Source organism: Pseudomonas aphyarum (assembly GCF_028657055.1).
In the GTDB taxonomy this organism is placed as follows: Bacteria; Pseudomonadota; Gammaproteobacteria; order Pseudomonadales; family Pseudomonadaceae; genus Aquipseudomonas; species Aquipseudomonas aphyarum.
The window spans coordinates 321,022-341,451 of record NZ_JAMDGS010000010.1; the positions used below are offsets into that span (position 1 = coordinate 321,022).

Sequence of the window (20,430 nt, forward strand, 5' to 3'; positions counted from 1 at the left end):
GAAAATCGGAACCGCCGTCACGGCAAAAGGTCAAGTAATCAGGCAGTGCCAAAACGGCGTCCGGCGCCTGCTGCCTCGTTTCCCCTAGTCATGAGAGGGCATTTTTTGTCTACATCGAACGCGTTGATCAGTGCAAAAGCCGCCACCGGCATCGAGGGTCTCGACGATATCCTGGCCGGTGGTTTGTCCCGCAGTCATGTTTTCTTGCTGGAGGGCGAGCCTGGAACCGGTAAAACCACAGTCGCGTTGCATTTTTTGCTGGCCGGTGCCCGTGCCGGCGAACGTTCGTTGTACATCACGCTGTCCGAAACCGAGCGCGAATTGCGCCAGGGCGCGGCGTCCCACGGTTGGGAATTGAACGAAAACATCGAGATTTTCGAGCTGACTCCCCCGGAAAGCCTGCTCAACGCCGAGCATCAGCAGAGCCTGTTGTACTCCTCGGATCTTGAGCTGGGTGAGGCGACCAAGCAGATTTTCGAAGTGGTCGAGCGCTTCAAACCCACCCGGGTCGTGCTCGACAGCCTCTCGGAAATCCGCCTGCTGGCGCAAAGTTCCCTGCGCTACCGTCGACAGATTCTGGCGATCAAGCATTACTTCGTGCGCTACGACGCCACGGTTTTGCTGCTGGATGACCTGACCACCGAATCCCTCGACAAAACCGTTCACAGTGTCGCCCACGGCGTGATCCGCCTCGAAGAACTGACCCCCAACTATGGCGCCGAACGCCGTCGCGTGCGGGTGATCAAGTACCGAGGCCAGAAATACCGTGGCGGCTTCCATGACTTCACCATCATGGGCGATGGCGTACACGTCTTCCCGCGTCTGGTAGCGGCGGAGCACCGGGGCGATTACCCGCGGCTGCAACTGTCCAGCGGCATCCAGGAAATGGACGCCCTGCTCGGTGGCGGTATCGAGACCGGCTCCAGCACGCTGATTCTGGGCCCGGCGGGCACCGGCAAATCCCTGATCACCATGATTTTCGCGGCAGCGGCCGTGGCCCGTGGTGAAAAGGCTGCGCTGTTCATTTTCGACGAAGAGTTGGGCCTGCTGTTCGAACGGATGAAGAACATCGGCATCGACCTCAAGGCCCTGCAAGCCACCGGCAATCTGCTGATCGAACAAGTCGACGCCGCCGAGCTGTCTCCCGGTGAGTTCTCCCACCGTGTACGACGCTGCGTCGATGAAGGAGACATCAAGACCGTGGTGATCGACAGCATCAACGGCTATCAGGCCGCGATGCCGGAAGAGAACGCGCTGGTACTGCACATGCACGAACTGTTGCTGTACCTGAACCGCAAGGGCGCCGCGACGTTCATGACTGTCGCCCAACATGGTCTGGTCGGCGACATGCAGGCTCCGGTCGACATCACCTACCTCGCCGACACGGTGATTCTGCTGCGCTACTTCGAAGCCCTCGGCAAGGTACGTCGAGCGATTTCGATCATCAAGAAACGCACCGGCAGCCACGAATCGACCATTCGCGAATACCGCATTTCCTCGCAAGGCATGACCATCGGTGAGCCGCTGGAAGCCTTCCAGGGCGTGCTGCGCGGCGTGCCCACCTACCTCGGCGCGAGCAACCCGCTGCTCAAGGATGACAGCTTGTGACCATCACCGTACCGCTGTCGGAACGGGCGCTGATCCTCGCGCCCCTGGGGCGCGACAGCCAGGTGGCGCTGATGATCCTCAACGAGGCCGGCTACGGTGGTCTGATCACCCCCGATCTGGCCACGCTGTGCAGCGAACTCGAGCCCGGCGCCGGACTGCTGTTGATCGCGGCCGAGGCCCTGAATGGTCCGGAACTCGAAGGCCTGCTGCAGTATCTGGAGCAACAACCGGCGTGGTCTGACTTGCCAATCGTCTTGCTCACCCACCACGGCGGATCCGAACAAGGCCCCTCGTCGCGGCTCAGCAAACTGTTGGGCAACGTGACGTTTCTTGAGCGCCCTTTCCATCCGGCGACGTTGATCAGCCTGATTTCCACGGCACTGCGCGGGCGACGACGACAGTACGAGGCCCGCGACCGTCTGATCGACCTGAGCGAAAGCGAGCGGCGCCTGCAATCCACCCTGGAAACGCTCGAGCAGCAAGTCGAAGAGCGCACCGCGCAGCTGCGGCACAACGAAGAAGCCCTGCGTCAGTCGCAGAAGATGGAAGCGGTCGGCCAGCTTACCGGCGGGATCGCCCACGACTTCAACAATATGCTGACCGGGATCATCGGCAGCCTCGAATTGCTGCGCCGGCGACTGGCCCGTGGCCGCACCGACGACCTCGACAGCCTGATCGATCTCGGCGTGACTTCGGCCAACCGCGCTGCCGGCCTGACCCACCGTCTGCTGGCGTTTTCCCGTCGCCAGTCGCTGGACTCCAAAGCCGTGCAGATGAACGATCTGGTGCAGTCGATGGGCGAGCTGCTGCAACGCAGCCTCAACGAAAGCATTCAACTGGACATGCGCCTGCACGAACAATTGTGGGTGGCCGAGGCCGACCCCAATCAGCTGGAAAGCGCCCTGCTCAACCTGGTGATCAACGCACGGGACGCGATGCCCGACGGCGGCAATCTGGTGGTCGAGACGGGCAATCAGGTGCTGGATCGCGACTACACCGCGACCTACAGCAATCTTGAGCCCGGTGATTACGTCGTATTGAGCGTGACCGACAATGGCTGCGGCATGCCGGAGAGCGTGATCAATCGCGCGTTCGACCCGTTTTTCACCACCAAACCGATCGGCCAGGGCACCGGGCTGGGTCTGTCGATGATCTACGGTTTCAGCAAGCAATCCGGTGGTCATGTGTCGATCGACAGCAAAATCGATCAGGGCACCACGGTCAAACTCTATCTGCCGCGCTTCCAGGGCGAATCACTGCCTCACGCACCCGCTGACGCGGAGCAGGCGCCGAATGCCGTGGAAGGCGAAACCGTCTTGATCGTCGAAGACGATCCTGCCGTGCGCGTGCTGGTCAGCGCGGTCTTGAGTGAGTTGGGTTACGGGTTTGTCGAAGCCGGCGATGCTGACGGTGCCATGCCGATTCTGGATTCGGAGCAACGTATCGATCTGCTGATCAGTGACGTCGGTCTGCCCGGTATGAACGGGCGGCAACTGGCGGAAATAGGCCGGCAGTACCGGCCTGACTTGAAGGTTCTGTTCATCACCGGTTATGCCGAGCACGCGGCGGTGCGCGGCGGATTCCTCGACCCGGGCATGCAGATGATCACCAAGCCGTTCACCTTCGATCTGCTGACAGCGAAGGTGCGGGATATGATCAAGAGCTGAGGCGGTTAACGCCTCAGGCCAGCAGTTCCTGAATCTTCTCCTGCAACACATCCAGATCGAACGGTTTTTCCAGGATCGGCGCCCGGCGGGTGATGGGGCTGCCGGTCTCGCGGATTTCCTGCGGATAGCCGCTGATGAAGATCACCTTCAGATCAGGGCGCAACTTGACGGCAGGTTCGGCGATCTGCACGCCGGAGATCCCGCCAGGCAGGCGGAAATCAGTAATCAACATGTCCAGATGCGGCTTGCTCGCCAGAATCTCGAACGCCTGCTCGCCGTTTTCGGCCTGCAATACGCGATAGCCCTGGCCTGACAAATAATCGGTCAGGACCATCAGGATCACCGGTTCGTCCTCGACGACGAGTACTACATCTTGTGCATCTACGCTCATGGGAAGCCTTTGTTCGGTCAATAGCTGCTGATACGACCGTGTGGTCACTCAGAGGTTGCGTTTGTTTTGCCGTTTTCCTGGAGCGGCAGACAAACGCGAAACAGGGCGCCCTCGTTGATCTTGCTTTCGACGACGATGGAGCCGCCATGGGCGGCGACGATCTGCTCGGAAATGAACAGACCCAGCCCGAGGCCGGCCACCACCGTCTTGGCGGAAACCCGTTCGAACTGTTGAAAAATGCGTTTCTGGTTCTCCTCGCTGATGCCGATGCCCTGATCCTGAACTTCGACCCGGGCCTCATTGCCTTCGCGATAGACCCGTACCTGGATCGGACTTTTGCCGCCATAACGCAAGGCGTTGGTCAGCAGGTTCGACACCACTTGCTCGATACGGAATTCGTCCCACTGCCCTTCCACCGGCTCGGTCGCGGTGAAGCTGACCTCGGTCTCGGCGGCTTCGATCTGCTGGGCGAAATTCTCCAGCAGAGTGCCGACCAACTGCGCGAGATCGAAGCGACTCGGTCGGATCGACAGCTTGCCGGTGCGGATCCGCGACACGTCGAGCATGTCCTCGATCAGCCGGATCAGGCTTTTGATCTGGCGCTCGTCGCGGTCGACCATGGCGTGCATCTTGTCGAGGGTGAACGCCGCGGCGTTGTCCCGGGCCAGGTGCATCTTGCGCAGTTGGGTTTCGAGGATAAGGCCGTTGAGCGGCGTGCGCACTTCGTGGGCGACGATCGACATGAAATCGTCACGCATGCGCACCGCTTGCTCCAGTTCGCCCTGGGTGCTTTGCAGTTGCTGCAACAGCGCTTCCTGTTCGCGACGGCTCTGCTCCAGCGCTTCGACCTGTTGCTTCATCGCCTTGCTCTGGCGGTACAGGTCGACGAAGACGTTGACCTTGCTCTTCACCGCGTGGATATCCAGCGGCTTGTGCAGGAAGTCCACCGCGCCGCTTTCATAGCCCTTGAACGCGTAATTGAGTTCACGGCCGGCAGCGCTGACGAAGATGATCGGGATGTTCTTGGTTTTCTCGGTGCCGCGCATCAGCTCGGCCAGTTCGAAGCCGTTCATGCCGGGCATCTGCACGTCGAGAATGGCCATGGCGAATTCGTGTTGCAGCAGCAGCGACAGCGCTTCGTCCGCCGACAGCGCTTTATAGACGGTGCGGTCTTCGCGTTTGATCAGCGCTTCGAGGGCCAGCAGGTTCTCGGGCAGATCGTCGACGATCAGCAGTTTTGCCTGGATATTACTCAGCATGCGATTCGTTCCAGCTCGACAAGCAGACGGCCGATGCCGTGGATGGGAAGAATGTAATCCGGTTGATGTGTCTTCAGTGCCGCGCGGGGCATGGTCGCGACCTGCGCTTCGTCCGGGTCCTGCACGATGGTCAGCCCGCCCTGGCGTTTGACTTGCGCCAGACCCTGAGCGCCATCGTGGTTGGCACCGGTCAACAGTACCGCGGCGAGCGCCGGCCCGTAGGCATCGGCGGCGGATTCGAACAGGAAATCGATCGAAGGCCGCGAATGATGCAGACGGTCTTCAAGGCTCAGCGACAGACTGAGGTCCTGCTCCACCGACAGGTGATAACCCGGCGTCGCGAAGTACACCGTGCCGGGGGTGATGTCCTGCTTGTCGATGGCCTCAGCGACCGGCAGCGCCAATCGCCGGGAAAATACATCGGCGAGCTGGCTGCGGCGCTCTTCCGGCAGATGCAGGACGATGATGATCGGCAGCCCGAACCCGGCACGCAGTGAACCGAGCATCGTCAACAAAGCCTCGACGCCACCGGCGGAAGCTCCGACCACAATCGCCTCGACCCGAGGCAAATCCGCTGCACTGTTCATGATTTGCGGTAGATCCGTTCTTGTTTCACCAGCGGCTCGAACTGGTTGGAGTAGCCGGAGAAATCCAAAGTTTCCTTGCTGCCCAATACCAGGAATCCACGGTGGCACAACGATTCATGGAACAACCCGAACGCTCGATCCTGAAGTTTTTTGTTGAAGTAAATCAACACGTTACGACACGAAATTAATTGAGTTTCGGAGAATACACTATCGGTCGCCAGGCTGTGATCGGCGAAGGTCACGTTCTCGCACAGGCTCTTGTCGAAAATCGCGTAGCCATAGGCTGCAGTGTAGTAGTCGGCGAACGAGCGCTGACCGCCGGCCTGCTGATAGTTGGCGGTGTAGGCGCGCACGTTCTCCATCGAGAAGATCCCCTGCTTGGCCTTGTCCAGCGAGCGCGGGTTGATGTCGGTGGCGTAGATGATCGTGCGGTCGAGCAAGCCCTCTTCGCGCAGCAGAATCGCCATCGAGTAGACCTCCTCGCCAGTGCTGCATCCCGCGATCCAGATCTTGATCGACGGATAGGTCTTGAGCAGCGGCACCACCTCCTGACGGATCGCCAGGAAGTGCGACGGATCGCGGAACATCTCGCTGACCGGGATCGTCAGCAATTGCAGCAACTGCATGAACGCCGTCGGGTCGTGCAGGACTTTCTCCTGCAAGGCCGAGATGGTCGCGCACTCGAACTGGCTCAGCGCATGCTGCACCCGGCGCTTGATCGAGGCGCCGGAGTAATCTCGAAAGTCATAGCTGTATTTGAGGTAGATCGCCTCGATCAGCAGCCGCAGTTCGATTTCACTGTTTCGTTCAACGGGATTACTACGTTCCACTAAATGCGTTCCATCTTCGGTAGCCACACGCGAATCAGCGAGAACAGGCGATCCAGGTCGATGGGCTTGGCCAGGTAATCATTGGCGCCCGCCTGCAGGCAGCGCTCCTGATCGTCCTTCATGGCCTTGGCCGTCACCGCGATGATCGGCAGCTTGCGCCAGCGCGGATCCTTGCGGATTTCCATGGTGGCTTCAAAACCATCCATTTCCGGCATCATCACGTCCATCAGCACCAGGTCGATGTCCTCGACTTCATTCAGTTTTTCAATCGCTTCGCGACCGTTACGGCCGATCACCACGACTGCACCCTTGGTTTCCAGCGCGCTGGTCAGGGCGAAGATGTTGCGCACATCGTCGTCCACCAGCAGCACTTTGCGACCTTCGAAGACCTTGTCGCGACTGCGGGCGGTCTTGAGCATCTTCTGCCGTTCATGGGACAACTGCGATTCGACTTTGTGCAGAAAGAGTGTGACCTCGTCCAGCAAACGCTCCGGCGAGCGCGCGCCCTTGATGATGATCGAGCGCGAATACTTGCGCAGGTCGGCCTCTTCGTCGCGGGTCAGGTTGCGTCCGGTGTAGACGATGACTGGCGGGAACGAGCAGATATCCTCGGTGGACATGCGCTTGAGCAGATCGTTGCCGAGCATGTCCGGCAGCTTCAGGTCGATCACCATGCAATCGAAGATCGTCGTGCGCAGCAGCTCCAGCGCGTCTTGCGCCAGGCCGACGGCAGTGATTTCGATGTCGTCGTCACCTATCAGGCGGGCGATGCTTTCCCGTTGCAGATCGTCGTCCTCGACCAGCAGCACGCGTTTGACCTTCTGAGTCAGCTTGGCTTCGAGACGGGCGAACACGTCCTTCAGCTCTTCGCGGGTGGTCGGCTTGACCGCGTAACCGATGGCGCCCATGTGCATCGCCGCTTCGACGCGGTCTTCCACAGAAATCACGTGCACCGGGATGTGCCGGGTTTCGGCGTGTTCTTTCAAGCGTTGCAGAACGGTCAGGCCCGAATGGTCCGGAAGACGCATGTCCAGCAGGATCGCGTCCGGTACGAACTCTTTCGCCAGGTCATAACCTTCATCGGCGCCGTGGGCGACCAGGCACTGATAACCCAGTTCATGGGCCAGATCGTAGAGGATGTGAGCGAAATTCGGCTCGTCTTCTACCACCAGGATGCAACGGGTAGCGAACGGTGCCTTGTTGCGGTCATCGTTGAAGCGCGGGATGTCGACAGGCGCCAGAGGCGAAACAGCTGCGACAGGCGCGATGACCGGAGTAGAGGCCGGTGGGCTGAAGGTCAGCGGCACAACCGGCGTGTCGCCCGGCTCGCTGTATTGCTGCGGCAACACCAGGGTGAAGGCACTGCCCTGCCCCGGCGCGCTGCTGACGCTGATCGAACCGCCCAGCAACGTTGCCAGATCCCGGGAGATCGACAGGCCCAATCCGGTGCCGCCGTATTTGCGGTTGGTGGTGCCGTCGGCCTGGCGGAAGGCTTCGAAAATGCTTTCCTGCTGATCCTGCGCAATCCCGATACCCGAGTCGCGCACGATGAAGGCGATGCGATCGTCCGGCTGGCCGGCGATGGTCAGGCTGACCGTGCCGTGCTCGGTGAATTTCACGGCGTTGGACAGCAGGTTCTTGATCACTTGCTCCAGACGCTGGCGGTCGGTGAACAGGGTGATCGGCGCATCAGGCTGCAATTCGACGTTAAAGGTCAGCTTCTTGTCCGCCGCCAGCGGTTCGAACACGCTGCGCAGGCCGTCAGCCAGACGCGCAACGCTGGTGTTCTCCGGCATCACTTCGAGTTTGCCGGCTTCCACCTTGGAAATGTCGAGAATGTCGTTGATCAGGTTGAGCAGATCGTTGCCGGCGGAATAGATCGACTCGGCAAACTTGACCTGCTCGGCGCTGAGGTTGTCCTGCGGGTTTTCCGCCAGCAGCTTGGCCAGGATCAGCGAACTGTTCAGCGGCGTGCGCAGCTCGTGGGACATGTTGGCGAGGAATTCGGACTTGTACTTGCTCGAACGCTGCAACTCTTCGGCGCGTTCTTCGAGCTGCACCTGGGCCTGATTGAGCTCGGTGTTCTTGCGGTCCATGGCGTCGCGCTGCTCGGCCAGGGTCTGGGCCTGTTCGGCCAGTTGCTCGTTGGTCTGTTCCAGCTCGACTTGCTGGGTTTCCAGATGCGCCTGGGACTCCTTGAGAATCCGCGACTGTTCTTCCAGTTCTTCGTTGGCGGTTTTCAGCTCTTCCTGCTGCACCTGCAACTCTTCGTTGAGTTGCTGGGTTTCGGCCAGCACTTCCTGCAAACGCTGACGATAGCGCGCCGCTTCGATGGACGTGCCGATGTTGCCGGCGATCAGTTCCAGCAGCGCGACATCGCGGTCGGAAAGCGGACGCAGGAAACCCAGCTCGATCACGCCGTTGACCCGTTCGTCATCGCTGGTCGGCACCACCAGCACGCTGTGCGGCAGGCCTTCGCCCAGACCGGAACTGACCTTGAAATAGTCGGACGGCACCGAGTCGAGACGAATCAGCCGCGCCTGTTGGGCAACCTGGCCGACAATGCCTTCATCGCTGTAGATCGACTGTTCCTGTTGTTCCTGCTCGCGGGAGAAACCATAAGTCGCCACGCGTTTGAGGCCGCCATGTTCTTCACGCACATACAGAGCGGCCACGGCGGTGCCAAGGTACTGGGCGCAGAACTGCAGAATATTGCGCCCCAGCAGGTTGAGCGTCAGTTGCCCCAGGACCTGCTCGGCAAGCTGCGTCTGGCCGTTGCGCAGCCAGGCTTGTTGCTCAAGACGATGGGCGCTGGCCTCTTGCGCGGCCAGGGTCGCGCCATAGCTTTGCGAGAGGTTGAGCAGATCGCGTCGACCGACATACGCCAGCAGACCGCTGATACCGGCCACGAACAGCAGATAAAGGCTGATGCTCCAGATCGTGGTGCGGCGCACGTCTTCATTACGTGCGGCGCGCAGCAACTGCTCGGTTTCAATCACATCGTCGAACTGCTTGCGCACTTCATCGGTCAGGCGCTTGCCCTTCCCCGCCTTGACCGCGGCCTTGTAGTCACCGCTGGCGCGTTGCAGATCAATCATCGATTGCGCATAGGTCGCCCACTCGGCTTGCAGCGCTTGAAGACGGCGCAGGCGATCGGTCTGCACCGGGTTGTCGGCCGTCAGTTCGAGCAAGGTGCTCAGCGCCACGGCAATGCGCGGCTTGGCTGTTTCGTACGGGTCGAGGAAATGCTCGTCGCCGCTGAGCAGAAACCCGCGCATGCCGGTTTCCAGGTCCACGGTGAGTTTCACCGCTTCGTTGGCGTTATTGATCACCCGGTCGGTGTGCTCCACCCACTGGATCACGGACAACAGATAAGTGATCAGCGAAACGAAGAACACGGCACTGACGACGCCGACGCCCAACGGCAAACTGACGTTGCGGCTCAGGAGTTTGCGAAACCGTTGCTCATCAACCGAAGACGGAGAGGACATGTGGCAGCCTTGTCGAACTGTTGAAAACCAGGGAGTTTGCCCCAAAACGGCGGCATGGATCCATTTTTCTCACAGTGTTAGCACTGTTTTCCCACATTTGCCTGCGCCGAATCTCAGGCCAACGGTTATCCTTGCCCGCCCGTTTGCGCCTATTCTTTTTTTGTATCCATTCGGGAACTTGTGGCTATGCGCCACTTACTCATGCAAGAGCCCGGCATTTTTGATCGACCGGCGCCCCTTTACCCATTCTTGAGAGCCGCCACTATGTCCAGCACCGCGCCCACCATCCTTGTAGTCGAAGACGACGCCATCGTGCGCATGCTGATCGTCGATGTGCTGGAGGAGTTGGAGTTCGAGGTTCTGGAAGCGGATGGCAGCGAACAGGCGCTGGAAATCCTCAAGGACATGAATCAGCACATCGACCTGATGATGACCGACGTCGGCCTGCCGATCATGGATGGCCGTCAACTGGCCACCGAGGCCCGCAACATTCGCCCGGCCCTGCCGATTCTGTTTGCCAGCGGTTACGCCGAAACCATTGAAGTGCCGACGGACATGCATGTGATCGGCAAGCCGTTTTCCATTGATCAATTGCGTGACAAGGTCAAATCCGTTCTAGAGCAATCCTGAGACCCGCATTAAATGGGCAGGCATTCATACTGCCCAGACGAACTTTGAAACGAACCACAACTATCTGCGATTTGTAGAATTAAACTATTCTCGACTTGCACGATAGTTGATGTTTATTTTCACAACTTCCACACAACTATCGAGGCGACATAACACAAAACAACTCAAGGATAGATTGCTCATGCAATTCGCACAGAGCGGTAGTTTGCTGGACATGGAAAACCCTGGAAAACAATACTGGTATTTCAGCGAACAACAGAAACTCGATAAAACCGAGAGGCTGACTATTGCATCGGCACTCGCCCACCTTATTGGTAACGGCTCAGACTCCGAACCGGTCAACCTGAACTTTGTAACTTCTGCGCGACTGGCGGACACCACGTTTGACAATGCGACCGAATTTGCGCGTATCGCCTTGTTGAAGATGCTTGAAACCGAGGATTTTCTTTTTCTGGCAGACGTGCATTCGCTTTCAGCAAACGCGGCTGTCTGCGTGGATGAACATGCAAGGCTGATTGTTCAGGATTCAGGAACCTGGCGTGAACTGACTGCCGATAACGCCATCACTGCCGAACTGCGTCATGAAATGGGCATACTGGCTGATTGTGCGGAGCAGACCGGAGGCTGCATCTTTTCCGCCGACATCATGGGTGTCGAGCAGTGGCTGCGTTTCCACGACTACACATTGCCGACCACCATTGCCGAAACACAACAACTGATTGCGTGGCTCGAGTTTGAACTGCCGGCCAGTCCGGTCAGCGGCGACTATCACGAATTGTTGATGGCACCCACTGACTCGGCCTTTCACCTTTCGGCGACCCAGCGCCAAACGATCAAGCAGATCGCAAAGAACACGACACGAGGCCGTTTCAGCCTGCTGCAACATATCGTGACGCCGGACTTCAAGTCGGTCCCGGCAAGCATGAGACGCGAGCATGCGGCCCTTCATCTGGACCATTTCCTGCAGACTCCAGAAGCCGGCGCGCTGGCTATCGATCTGCATGATCGCCTCGGCTGGCACCTGGATGCCGACAATCATGAAGTAGCCTCACGGCAAATCAAATGCATGGTCGCTACCGCACTGATTCTTGACCTCGGCATTGAAGTCGAGCGACATGCGAAGGTCATTGCCGGTTTCAAGTTGTATGAGCCGGGCAATGCGTCCAGAACGGCACCGCAAGTGGTAGAAGCGTTTGAATGGCACCTGACTCGCGAACTGCAACTGGACCCGCTCTACGCCCCGCTGGCCGCGCATCTGCTACTGGCCAGTGCTGCACCGCAATTGCTTGTTCAACAGACGCCCGCTGAACTGACGATCGGCAAGCCTGGCTGGGTCATCGTGTCCCAGGCGGTCGCACTGATCGAGCTCACGGCACCCGGTGCATCACGCCTGATGACCTATGACCGGGTCATGGCATTTTCCGAGTTGGCTCCCGTCAGTCGCACTCAGCGCACGCTCAACGAGTTGACGACCATCACGCCCGTCATTCAGTGGGCAATGCTCAACGGCGTTTTACCTGACGTCACCGGCAACGATGACGACGCGAACGCCTATGCCATCGCCGCCAGCCGTTTCAGTGAATATATGTACGCATTGAATGACGTCGAAACCGGTATTGCAGTTGTTCCGCCTGATCGACGGGCGCTGGCGTTGCAAGAACTGAAACGCGTCATGCCTGACGGTGATTACCTGGAACAGCGGGTATTCAAGGCCAATTTCAGCACTGCTCTAGGTGAACGTAATGCTTTGGAGTGGCTTGCTCTTTTTCTTCCCTCCAGCGAGGGCAACCTGGCCCTGACCTCCAAAATGGAGCGTCTACGTGTTTCGATTCTTGATCTTTACATGTCGGGTGATCTTGTTATAAACGGCAAACTTACCGACAGATTTGTAACTGTCGGCAAGTTCAACCCGCCCCCGGGTTCCTTTTCACGACTCAATGAACTGAAACCAATTGATTCAATATTCGACAAGGCTTTCGAGCACTACTACTCGATATTGAAAAAAACGCTGTCATCCATTCTGAAAATGGCCGTTGCCAACTTGCCGGAACGTGACAGGACAATGATCGCCAATGGTTTGATCACGTTATATACCGTCCGTGAAGCAGTAAATCCGCTTAATCCCTTTCAGGAAACTCCACGTCAGCGTAATGCCGCCAAGGGCCGTTACGGCATTATTTTCGGATGCCAGCATGGCGGTGCTTTCCGTTGTTACGAACTGTTTTCGCTCAGGGGACTTTGTCGTGAGCGCCCTGAACTGGCCGACGTGTTGCGCTCCAGCGGTGTTGTATACGAAGAACCTTCTTTGTCTTATGAGGGGGCAGATACAGATTTCCTGGACAAAAAACCTGAGCAGCAATGGCCTCTGGATTTTGAAGCCTATTTGAAAGGTATCGAACCCAGACAAGGGATGACATCCAGTGTGGTGGTGGAAAAACTCTGGAATTTCGCTTTGGCGTCGGATCACGTCCAGACAGTGCCGCTGTTTTTTTCCCGAGCATTTGACGCTCTGGCAGAAGGCGTACTGGAGAATCATCCGGTAGCCACCCGTGAAGAGCTGTATGCATCGTTGTATGCACCGACCGAACTGCAACAGATTCGCACTGAAAATGATCAAGTGAATGAGGGCGTCATCAATGTGATTGTGCCCTTCAAGAAATGTATTGAAGACATCCGCTCCGGCGATGCATCGCGCGTTTCCGAAGGCATCGGCGGCTGCATTCTCGATGGCCTGGCATTGCTGGGACTGGTGGTCGGTTTTGCATTCAAAGTCGCGGGCATTGTCACCAAAACAACTTCGGCGACCGCCAAAGCGTTGAGCCTTGCCAAGGCAGGCGCCCACTTTTCGGTGTCGCTTTTGAATCCTCTGGATGGTTTGCCGGCCTTGGCGCTGCAAGGCGGGCGCCTGGCCAGAAAAGGCGTGTTGCTCCTGAGCAAACACGGGCTCAATGCCGTGGAAACCGCCACCGGCCAACTGCGCAGGCTTACGGGCAGCGCTCAATCTTATGACCTGCTCAAGGCCGCGCAAAAGTCCGACCTGTTTCAAGGCACCTGGAAAGCGGCGGACGACCTGGGAGATCCGGTGAATCTGCTGGCACTGCAGCGAAACAGTGACTGGTACGCGTTGAACCTGAGGGTCGGCGGTGCGTGGGGGCCGAAGTTGAGTAATCTGAAGGTCTCACCACTGGCACCGCTTCGGCGGCTCTTCGGTCGTGCCAAGCCCTTCAGTTATACCCAGGGCTATGTGAAGAAGGCGCTGCCAGTCGCCAAGGCGAAACTCGATAATGCGACGTCGATGCTTCTTGATGCCGACAACGCTCACATGCGAGCCGTCCTCAAACATGTTTTCGGCAATGATTCGGATGAGGTTCTCAGGCATGTGGAGAGAAACCTGAAACAAATGCGCGCTGATCTGGATTCCGTCACGCTGTCAAACATGTCTTTCAGAAAAGGCACGGACGCTTACGCGGCATTGCGCCCGCCAGAGTACAAGCGCTGGAAGGCCAGTGTGCTCGACGGTTCGCATTTGAAGAATCCGCCCGAGCGGTTTCTGGCAATCTATCCCGAAGCGATGGACGATTATTACCGCATGGCGAAGTACGATGATGGCCGGATCGGTGATGTACTGGTTCATGAAATGGCGCACGGCGCGCCAGATACGCTGGACCTTTATTACGGCACGGTAAAAGGAGGCCACACAGCCCCTGCTGAATTCGATGTAGCCGGCCTGCTCCAGCTGGGCAGTGCCAGGGAAACCCGATCGGTCAGCCCCAATAACCTTGCGAATCTGCAGCATGCGAGTGCGTATGGCGAAGGGCTCAAGCTTTATGATGCCATCTCCCAAACCCTGCCTGATCTGGTGCAGCGGCATCCGGCTCTGTACAACGCGGACTCCTACGCGCTGGCAGTTTCCCTGCTCGATCAGGCGCGCAATCATCCGGAGGCATTTTTGCTCAATCTCGACAAGATTCGGCGCGGGGTAAAAAACACCTCGGATCGGGGCTTCATCAAGGGGTCTCTGCGCATCAATCTGAGCCGCGCATCGATCTGACAAAAAACCATCATCGGGCGCGCGGGTTATGCTCTAATTCGCGCGCTTTTTTTATCCCCTTCTCGCCGCCGGAACCGTTTCTCATGAGTCAGCCCGCAACCAAAGTCCTCGTCATTGGTTATGTCTGGCCGGAACCCCGTTCCTCCGCCGCGAGCGGGCATGTGATGCAGATTCTGGAGACTTTCCTGCAACAGGGCTGGCAAATCACCTTTGCCAGCCCTGCCGGCGCTGGCGAACACCCTGCCGATCTTGGCGAACTGGGCATCCGTAGCGTCCCGATCGAGCTGAACAACAGCAGCTTTGATGCATTCATCAGCGAACTGGCGCCGGATATCGTGCTGTTCGACCAGTTCATGATTGAAGAGCAGTTCGGCTGGCGCGTCGAGAAGCATTGCCCCGATGCCTTGCGTGTTCTGGAGACTTCGGATCTGCAAAGCCTGCGACATGCCCGACATCAACGGTTGAAGGATCGACTCAAGTTCAGCGATGACCTCAACGATTTCGGTCAGTTGTTCACCCCGGCCCTGGCCGAAGAGTTCGAGCTGATGGCTGATACCGATCTGGCCAAACGCGAGATTGCCGCACTCTACCGCTGCGATCTGAACCTGATGATCTCTCAAGTGGAAATCGAGTTGCTGGTGCAGCAGTTCAAATTGCCACCGGAGCTTCTGCACTGGTGCCCCTTGATGGTCGAACCACCAAGCACGCCAGCGAAACCCTTCGAAGAGCGCGCGCACTTCCTCAGTATCGGCAACTTCCGTCACGCGCCGAACTGGGACGCCGTCTTGTGGATGAAGTCGACCGTCTGGCCGCTGATCCGTGAACAACTGCCAAAAGCGCAGTTGCACATCTACGGAGCCTATACACCGCCCAAGGCAGCGGCCCTGCACAATGCCGCGCAGGGTTTTCACATCATGAACTGGGCCGAGGATGCGTTGCAGGTCATGTCCGATGCGCGCATCTGCCTGGCGCCTCTGCGTTTCGGCGCCGGCATCAAGGGCAAACTGATTGATGCGATGCTTTGCGGAACGCCGAGTGTCACCACGCCCATCGGTGCAGAGGGCATGCACACCGACCAACCCTGGCCGGGGGCGGTTTGCCGTACGGCGCAGAATCTGGCCAATGCCGCAGTCGAACTTTATCGCGACGAAGCGCGCTGGCAAGCCGCGCAGTCTCAAGGGCAAGCGCTACTCAAGGACGTTTATCAGCAAACCGTGCATGGTCAGGCACTGATCAACAAACTGGTGGAATGCCGAAAAAACATCGATCAACTAAGGCGCAACAACTTTATCGGCAGTATGTTACGACACCACTCACACAAGAGTACCCAATATATGGCTCAGTGGATCGAAGCCAAAAACCGGAACAAATAACAACTCTGGAAAAATACAAAAATATTACCCAATAACTTGCATCAATCCTCAAATAGCCAGTCAACGGTTTAAACCTTATAAACATCCTGCAAGTGGCGCCTCGTACATTCATCCAGGCGCCATTCTTATTTCCAATAACTTATGCAGGATATAATCATGAGCACTTCCAACTGGATGGGCGCGACCCCCGCCATTGACCCGCTGAACATATGCGAGCTGACATTGCCCGGCACACACAACGCAGGCAGTGACTGGCGCGCCACCTACCCGGTTTTCGGCCCTCCGCGCCACTGGCTGGCGTGCCAGCATGACAGTTTTCATGCGCAGTTGAACCATGGTGCCCGGGCGCTCGACATCCGCCTGGCCCATAACCCCAAGGCCGAAGGCCTGGAGAAGTTCGTCATGCATCACAATGGCCATCGGAACTCCCGGACGTTGGGGAATCTGGTTGTCGATATCAATAACTTTCTTGAAAACAACCCTGACGAATTCATTGTTCTGGACTTTCACAGCCTGGAGGGTGACAACTTCGATTACGAACACTTCAGCAAACTGATGGTGCAGTTTCTGGGGGATCGAATGATCCCGCGCAATAATCAGTCCCTCAGCCTTGGAGACCTCAAGCGCGTCAACAAGACGCAACGGGTTTTTGCTGCAGCTACATCGCACTGGCAACTCGACGCCAGGTTATTCCACAACTATATCGGTCATCAGTGGTCCGGAAACGGCATCACCAGCCCCGGTGAATTAAAACAGTTCATTGAAGGTGTGCTGCAAAACCCGCCGGGCAGCTGGAAACCCTGGTCCCTGTCCGCCACCAGTTACACCGCTCTGGGCGGTCCCGTCGATATCCATGGCTCGCTTAACGACTGGTTCGACCTGGATAAAAGTGATTGGGCATTGAAGTGCAACATCATCAACGTCGACTTCATGGAAGAGTCCGATCTGATGGAGTTTTGCCGGGTGGCCAACGTGATCAAGGCCCGGCAACGTACGTCCTGAGCCGCAATGGAAACTGGCGCAACCGACGCGACAAGAGGCATGATCGCCGGGCGATAACAAAAAAAGCGCCGACCATGACCCGAACAGCCCGTGTCACCGACCCCTCTTATGAATTGATGGATGACCACAACGGGTTGTCCATCATCTACCGCCAGCACGGTTTCCCCTGCCCGCTGGTGCGCTGGCACTTTCACAAGGAATACGAACTGCACCTGATCGTCGCCAGTTCGGGCAAGGTGTTCATCGGCGACTACATCGGCAATTTCTACCCGCAGACGCTGTTCCTCACAGGGCCCAATCTGCCGCACAACTGGATCAGTCAGGTGGCCGAAGACGAAGTGGTCGAGAAGCGCGACATGCTGGTCAACTTCACCGATGAGCTGTTCGAAAGCGGTCATCAGGTGTTCGCCGAGTTAAAGACTCTGGCACCGCTGCTGGAGCGTGCGCAGTACGGCATCGAATTCCGTTGCCCGCGCACAATCCGCCAGGCCATGAACCTGATGCAGAAGATCGCCGACACCAAGGGCATCACCCGCCTCGGCCATTTTTTCATCCTGATGGAATTGCTGGCCGCCACCGACGACTACCAACTCCTGTCCGGCGCAACCACCCCGCAACTGGCCGACGAACACAACATCGACCGCACCAACCGCGCGGTGGATTACATCTTCGCCCACTACGCCCGCGAACTGCCGCTGGAGGAAGTCGCCGAGCACCTGGGCATGAAGCCGACCTATTTCAGCCGCGTGTTCAAACAAGCCACCGGGCGCAATTTCATCGAATTCGTCAATCGCCTGCGCATCAGCAAATCCTGCGAACTGCTGGCGGACGGCGACAAGCCGGTGACCGAGGTGTGTTTCGAGTCGGGCTTCAACAATATTTCCAATTTCAATCGGCGCTTTCAGCAGCTCAAAGGCATGACGCCGTCGCATTATCGGCGGCTCGTGGTGCAGCGCCTGACCGAGCAAAACCACGGCTGACCGGGCAAAACCTGTACGGATTCATGCCTGCCACCCTGCTGAAACGCCCTTCCCTGCGTTTATCGCGCCAATCCCGAGTGCAAAAAAGTATCGATTCAAGTGCTAGGGATGATTTGTCAGCCCTGCGTTAGAAGGCTGTAATCAGTGCACATTCTTCCCCCGCCGGAAGAACACAAAAACAATAACTGTCCTTCTGCCCCTCACCGGGTGCAGAAAAGGAGTGCACGATGCAACCCACTGCAAAAGCTCTGCTGGCTCTCACCTGCATGACCCTCAGCAGCGTCAGCCTTGGCGCCCAGACCCTGACCATCGCCACCGTCAACAACAGCGACATGATCCGCATGCAAAAGCTCTCGAAAACCTTCGAGACCGAGCATCCGGATATCAAGCTCAATTGGGTGGTGCTGGAAGAAAACGTCCTGCGTCAGCGCCTGACCACCGACATCGCCACTCAGGGCGGTCAGTTCGATGTGTTGACCATCGGCATGTACGAAGCCGCACTCTGGGGTGCAAAAGGCTGGCTCGAACCGATGAAGGATCTGCCGGCCAGCTACGCCCTCGACGACGTGTTCCCGTCGGTGCGCGAAGGCCTGTCGGTCAAGGGTTCGCTGTACGCCCTGCCGTTCTACGCCGAAAGCTCGATCACCTATTACCGCACCGATCTGTTCAAGGATGCCGGCCTGACCATGCCGGAGCGTCCGACCTGGGAACAGATCGCCGGCTTCGCCGAAAAACTCACCAACAAGGACAAGGAGCAGTACGGCATCTGCCTGCGCGGCAAGGCCGGCTGGGGTGAAAACATCGCGCTGATCACCACCGTGGCCAACGCCTACGGTGCGCGCTGGTTCGATGAGCAGTGGAAACCGGAATTCAACGGTCCGGAATGGAAAAACGCGCTGAACTTCTACGTCGACACCATGAAGAAGTCCGGCCCGCCCGGTGCCTCCAGCAACGGCTTCAACGAAAACCTCGCCCTGTTCAACAGCGGCAAATGCGCGATGTGGGTCGATGCCAGCGTCGCCGGCTCGTTCGTCACCGACAAGACTCAAAGCAAGGTCGCCGATCACGTCGGCTTCACCTACGCGCCGCATCAGGTCACGGATAAAGGCTCGGCGTGGCTGTATTCGTGGGCGCTGGCGATTCCGACCAGTTCCAAGGCCAAGGACGCCGCCAAGGAGTTCAGCGCGTGGGCTACTTCCAAAGAGTACGGCGAGCTGGTCGCCAAAACCGACGGCATCGCCAACGTTCCGCCGGGCACCCGCGCCTCGACCTACAGCGACGCGTACATGAGCGCCGCACCGTTTGCCAAGGTCACGCTGGAATCGCTGAAAGCGGCTGATCCGAGCAAACCGACCCTCAAACCTGTGCCGTATATCGGCATCCAACTGGTGACCATTCCTGAATTCCAGGGCGTGGGCACCCAGATCGGCAAGCTGTTCTCGGCAGCGCTGATCGGCCAGACCACGGTCGACCAGGCGTTGACCGCTGCCCAGCAAACCACCGAACGCGAGATGAAGCGCGCGGGTTATCCGAAGTAATCCTGCGAAAGCCTCTCCTGCCTCCTGCGGGAGCGAGATTGCTCGCTCCCGCACGGGATCTCCATAGGTCTGTATGACTCGGTTGTGATCACCATGAATACTTCAACTGCCAAAGCCCACATCGACCTGTCGCAGCCCCGGCGCAAAAGCCGTGTGGCCAATCCCGGCTGGTTTCTGGTCAGCCCTTCGGTGGCCCTGTTGCTGCTGTGGATGATCGTGCCGCTGGGCATGACCGTCTATTTCTCGATGATCCGCTACAACCTGCTCGACCCGGGCACCAACGAATTCGTCGGGCTGGAAAACTTCACCTACTTCCTGACCGACTCCGGCTTCATGCCCGGCGCCACCAACACCTTGCTGCTGGTGGGCAGCGTGCTGCTGATCAGCGTGGTGTTCGGCGTATTGATCAGTGCGTTGCTGGAGGCCAGTGAGTTCTTCGGTCGCGGCATCGTGCGGGTGATGCTGATTTCGCCGTTCTTCATCATGCCCACGGTCGGTGCGCTGATCTGGAAGAACCTGATTTTCCATCCGGTGTCCGGGATCCTGGCCTACATCTGGAAACTGTTCGGCGCGCAGCCAGTGGACTGGCTGGCCCACTACCCGCTGCTGTCGATCATCATCATTGTTTCGTGGCAATGGCTGCCCTTCGCGATCCTGATCCTGATGACCGCCATGCAGTCCCTCGACCAGGAACAGAAAGAAGCCGCCCGCCTCGACGGCGCCGGCCCGATCGCGATCTTCTGGCACCTGACTTTGCCGCACCTGGCGCGTCCGATTGCCGTAGTCGTGATGATTGAAACCATCTTCCTGCTGTCGGTGTTCGCCGAAATCTTCACCACCACCAACGGCGGCCCCGGCTACGCGTCGACCAACCTCGCTTACCTGATCTACAACCAGGCGCTGGTGCAGTTCGACGTCGGCATGGCCTCGGCCGGCGGCCTGATCGCCGTGGTCATCGCCAACATCGCCGCGATCATTCTGGTGCGGATGATCGGCAAAAACCTGACTGACAAAGCCTGAGGC

General features: G+C 58.3%; 14 protein-coding genes. 9 read left to right on the plus strand and 5 right to left on the minus strand.

Features of this window, described 5'->3' with window-relative positions; genetic code table 11:
* The first annotated feature begins 105 nt into the window (after positions 1-105).
* Complete coding sequence (locus tag M5G18_RS15475) at positions 106-1,608, plus strand: ATPase domain-containing protein (RefSeq protein ID WP_273899435.1); 1,503 nt, start codon at positions 106-108, stop codon at positions 1,606-1,608.
* A complete protein-coding gene (locus M5G18_RS15480) occupies positions 1,605-3,275 on the plus strand; it encodes an ATP-binding protein (protein WP_273899434.1) in 1,671 nt (556 codons plus the stop codon). Before M5G18_RS15475 ends, M5G18_RS15480 begins: the two co-directional genes overlap by 4 nt.
* A gap of 13 nt (positions 3,276-3,288) precedes the next feature.
* Here the strand turns inward: M5G18_RS15480 and M5G18_RS15485 are convergent, their stop codons facing one another.
* The 5 genes from M5G18_RS15485 to M5G18_RS15505 are packed head-to-tail and all read right to left on the minus strand — an operon-like array spanning position 3,289 to position 9,833.
* Positions 3,289-3,666 (minus strand): response regulator, encoded by a 378-nt coding sequence (locus M5G18_RS15485; protein WP_007954537.1) that lies wholly within the window; start codon positions 3,664-3,666, stop codon positions 3,289-3,291.
* Between the two features lie 44 nt (positions 3,667-3,710).
* Positions 3,711-4,925: a hybrid sensor histidine kinase/response regulator gene (locus tag M5G18_RS15490; RefSeq protein ID WP_085603811.1), complete on the minus strand. Its 1,215-nt coding sequence runs from the start codon at positions 4,923-4,925 to the stop codon at positions 3,711-3,713.
* Entirely contained in the window at positions 4,919-5,512 is a 594-nt protein-coding gene (locus M5G18_RS15495) for a chemotaxis protein CheB (RefSeq protein ID WP_273899433.1), read from the minus strand. The genes M5G18_RS15490 and M5G18_RS15495 overlap by 7 nt, the downstream gene beginning before the upstream one ends.
* Positions 5,509-6,342: a CheR family methyltransferase gene (locus M5G18_RS15500; protein ID WP_085603817.1), complete on the minus strand. Its 834-nt coding sequence runs from the start codon at positions 6,340-6,342 to the stop codon at positions 5,509-5,511. Before M5G18_RS15500 ends, M5G18_RS15495 begins: the two co-directional genes overlap by 4 nt.
* On the minus strand, positions 6,342-9,833 hold the full coding sequence (locus tag M5G18_RS15505) for a response regulator (RefSeq protein WP_273899432.1): 3,492 nt from the start codon (positions 9,831-9,833) through the stop codon (positions 6,342-6,344). Before M5G18_RS15505 ends, M5G18_RS15500 begins: the two co-directional genes overlap by 1 nt.
* A 264-nt stretch (positions 9,834-10,097) precedes the next feature.
* On the opposite strand from M5G18_RS15505, the gene M5G18_RS15510 reads away from it, so the two are divergent.
* The 7 genes from M5G18_RS15510 (at position 10,098) to M5G18_RS15540 (ending at position 20,427) form a co-directional block, all read left to right on the plus strand.
* Positions 10,098-10,463, plus strand: a complete 366-nt coding sequence (locus tag M5G18_RS15510; RefSeq protein WP_273899431.1) for a response regulator — start codon at positions 10,098-10,100, stop codon at positions 10,461-10,463.
* 181 nt (positions 10,464-10,644) lie between these two features.
* The gene (locus M5G18_RS15515) at positions 10,645-14,514 is read left to right on the plus strand and encodes a hypothetical protein (protein WP_273899430.1); all 3,870 of its coding nucleotides are present in this window, start codon (positions 10,645-10,647) and stop codon (positions 14,512-14,514) included.
* Positions 14,515-14,597: 83 nt separating this feature from the next.
* Entirely contained in the window at positions 14,598-15,887 is a 1,290-nt protein-coding gene (locus tag M5G18_RS15520; protein ID WP_273899429.1) for a glycosyltransferase, read from the plus strand.
* Positions 15,888-16,043: 156 nt separating this feature from the next.
* On the plus strand, positions 16,044-16,889 hold the full coding sequence (locus M5G18_RS15525; protein WP_273899428.1) for a phosphatidylinositol-specific phospholipase C domain-containing protein: 846 nt from the start codon (positions 16,044-16,046) through the stop codon (positions 16,887-16,889).
* 74 nt (positions 16,890-16,963) lie between these two features.
* The gene (locus M5G18_RS15530; protein WP_273899427.1) at positions 16,964-17,869 is read left to right on the plus strand and encodes an AraC family transcriptional regulator; all 906 of its coding nucleotides are present in this window, start codon (positions 16,964-16,966) and stop codon (positions 17,867-17,869) included.
* A gap of 227 nt (positions 17,870-18,096) precedes the next feature.
* Positions 18,097-19,407 carry an ABC transporter substrate-binding protein gene (locus M5G18_RS15535; RefSeq protein WP_273899426.1) on the plus strand — a complete coding sequence of 437 codons (1,311 nt, stop codon included), beginning with the start codon at positions 18,097-18,099 and terminating at the stop codon, positions 19,405-19,407.
* A 93-nt stretch (positions 19,408-19,500) separates the two neighbouring features.
* Complete coding sequence (locus M5G18_RS15540) at positions 19,501-20,427, plus strand: carbohydrate ABC transporter permease (RefSeq protein WP_039768250.1); 927 nt, start codon at positions 19,501-19,503, stop codon at positions 20,425-20,427.
* Positions 20,428-20,430: the final 3 nt, after the last annotated feature.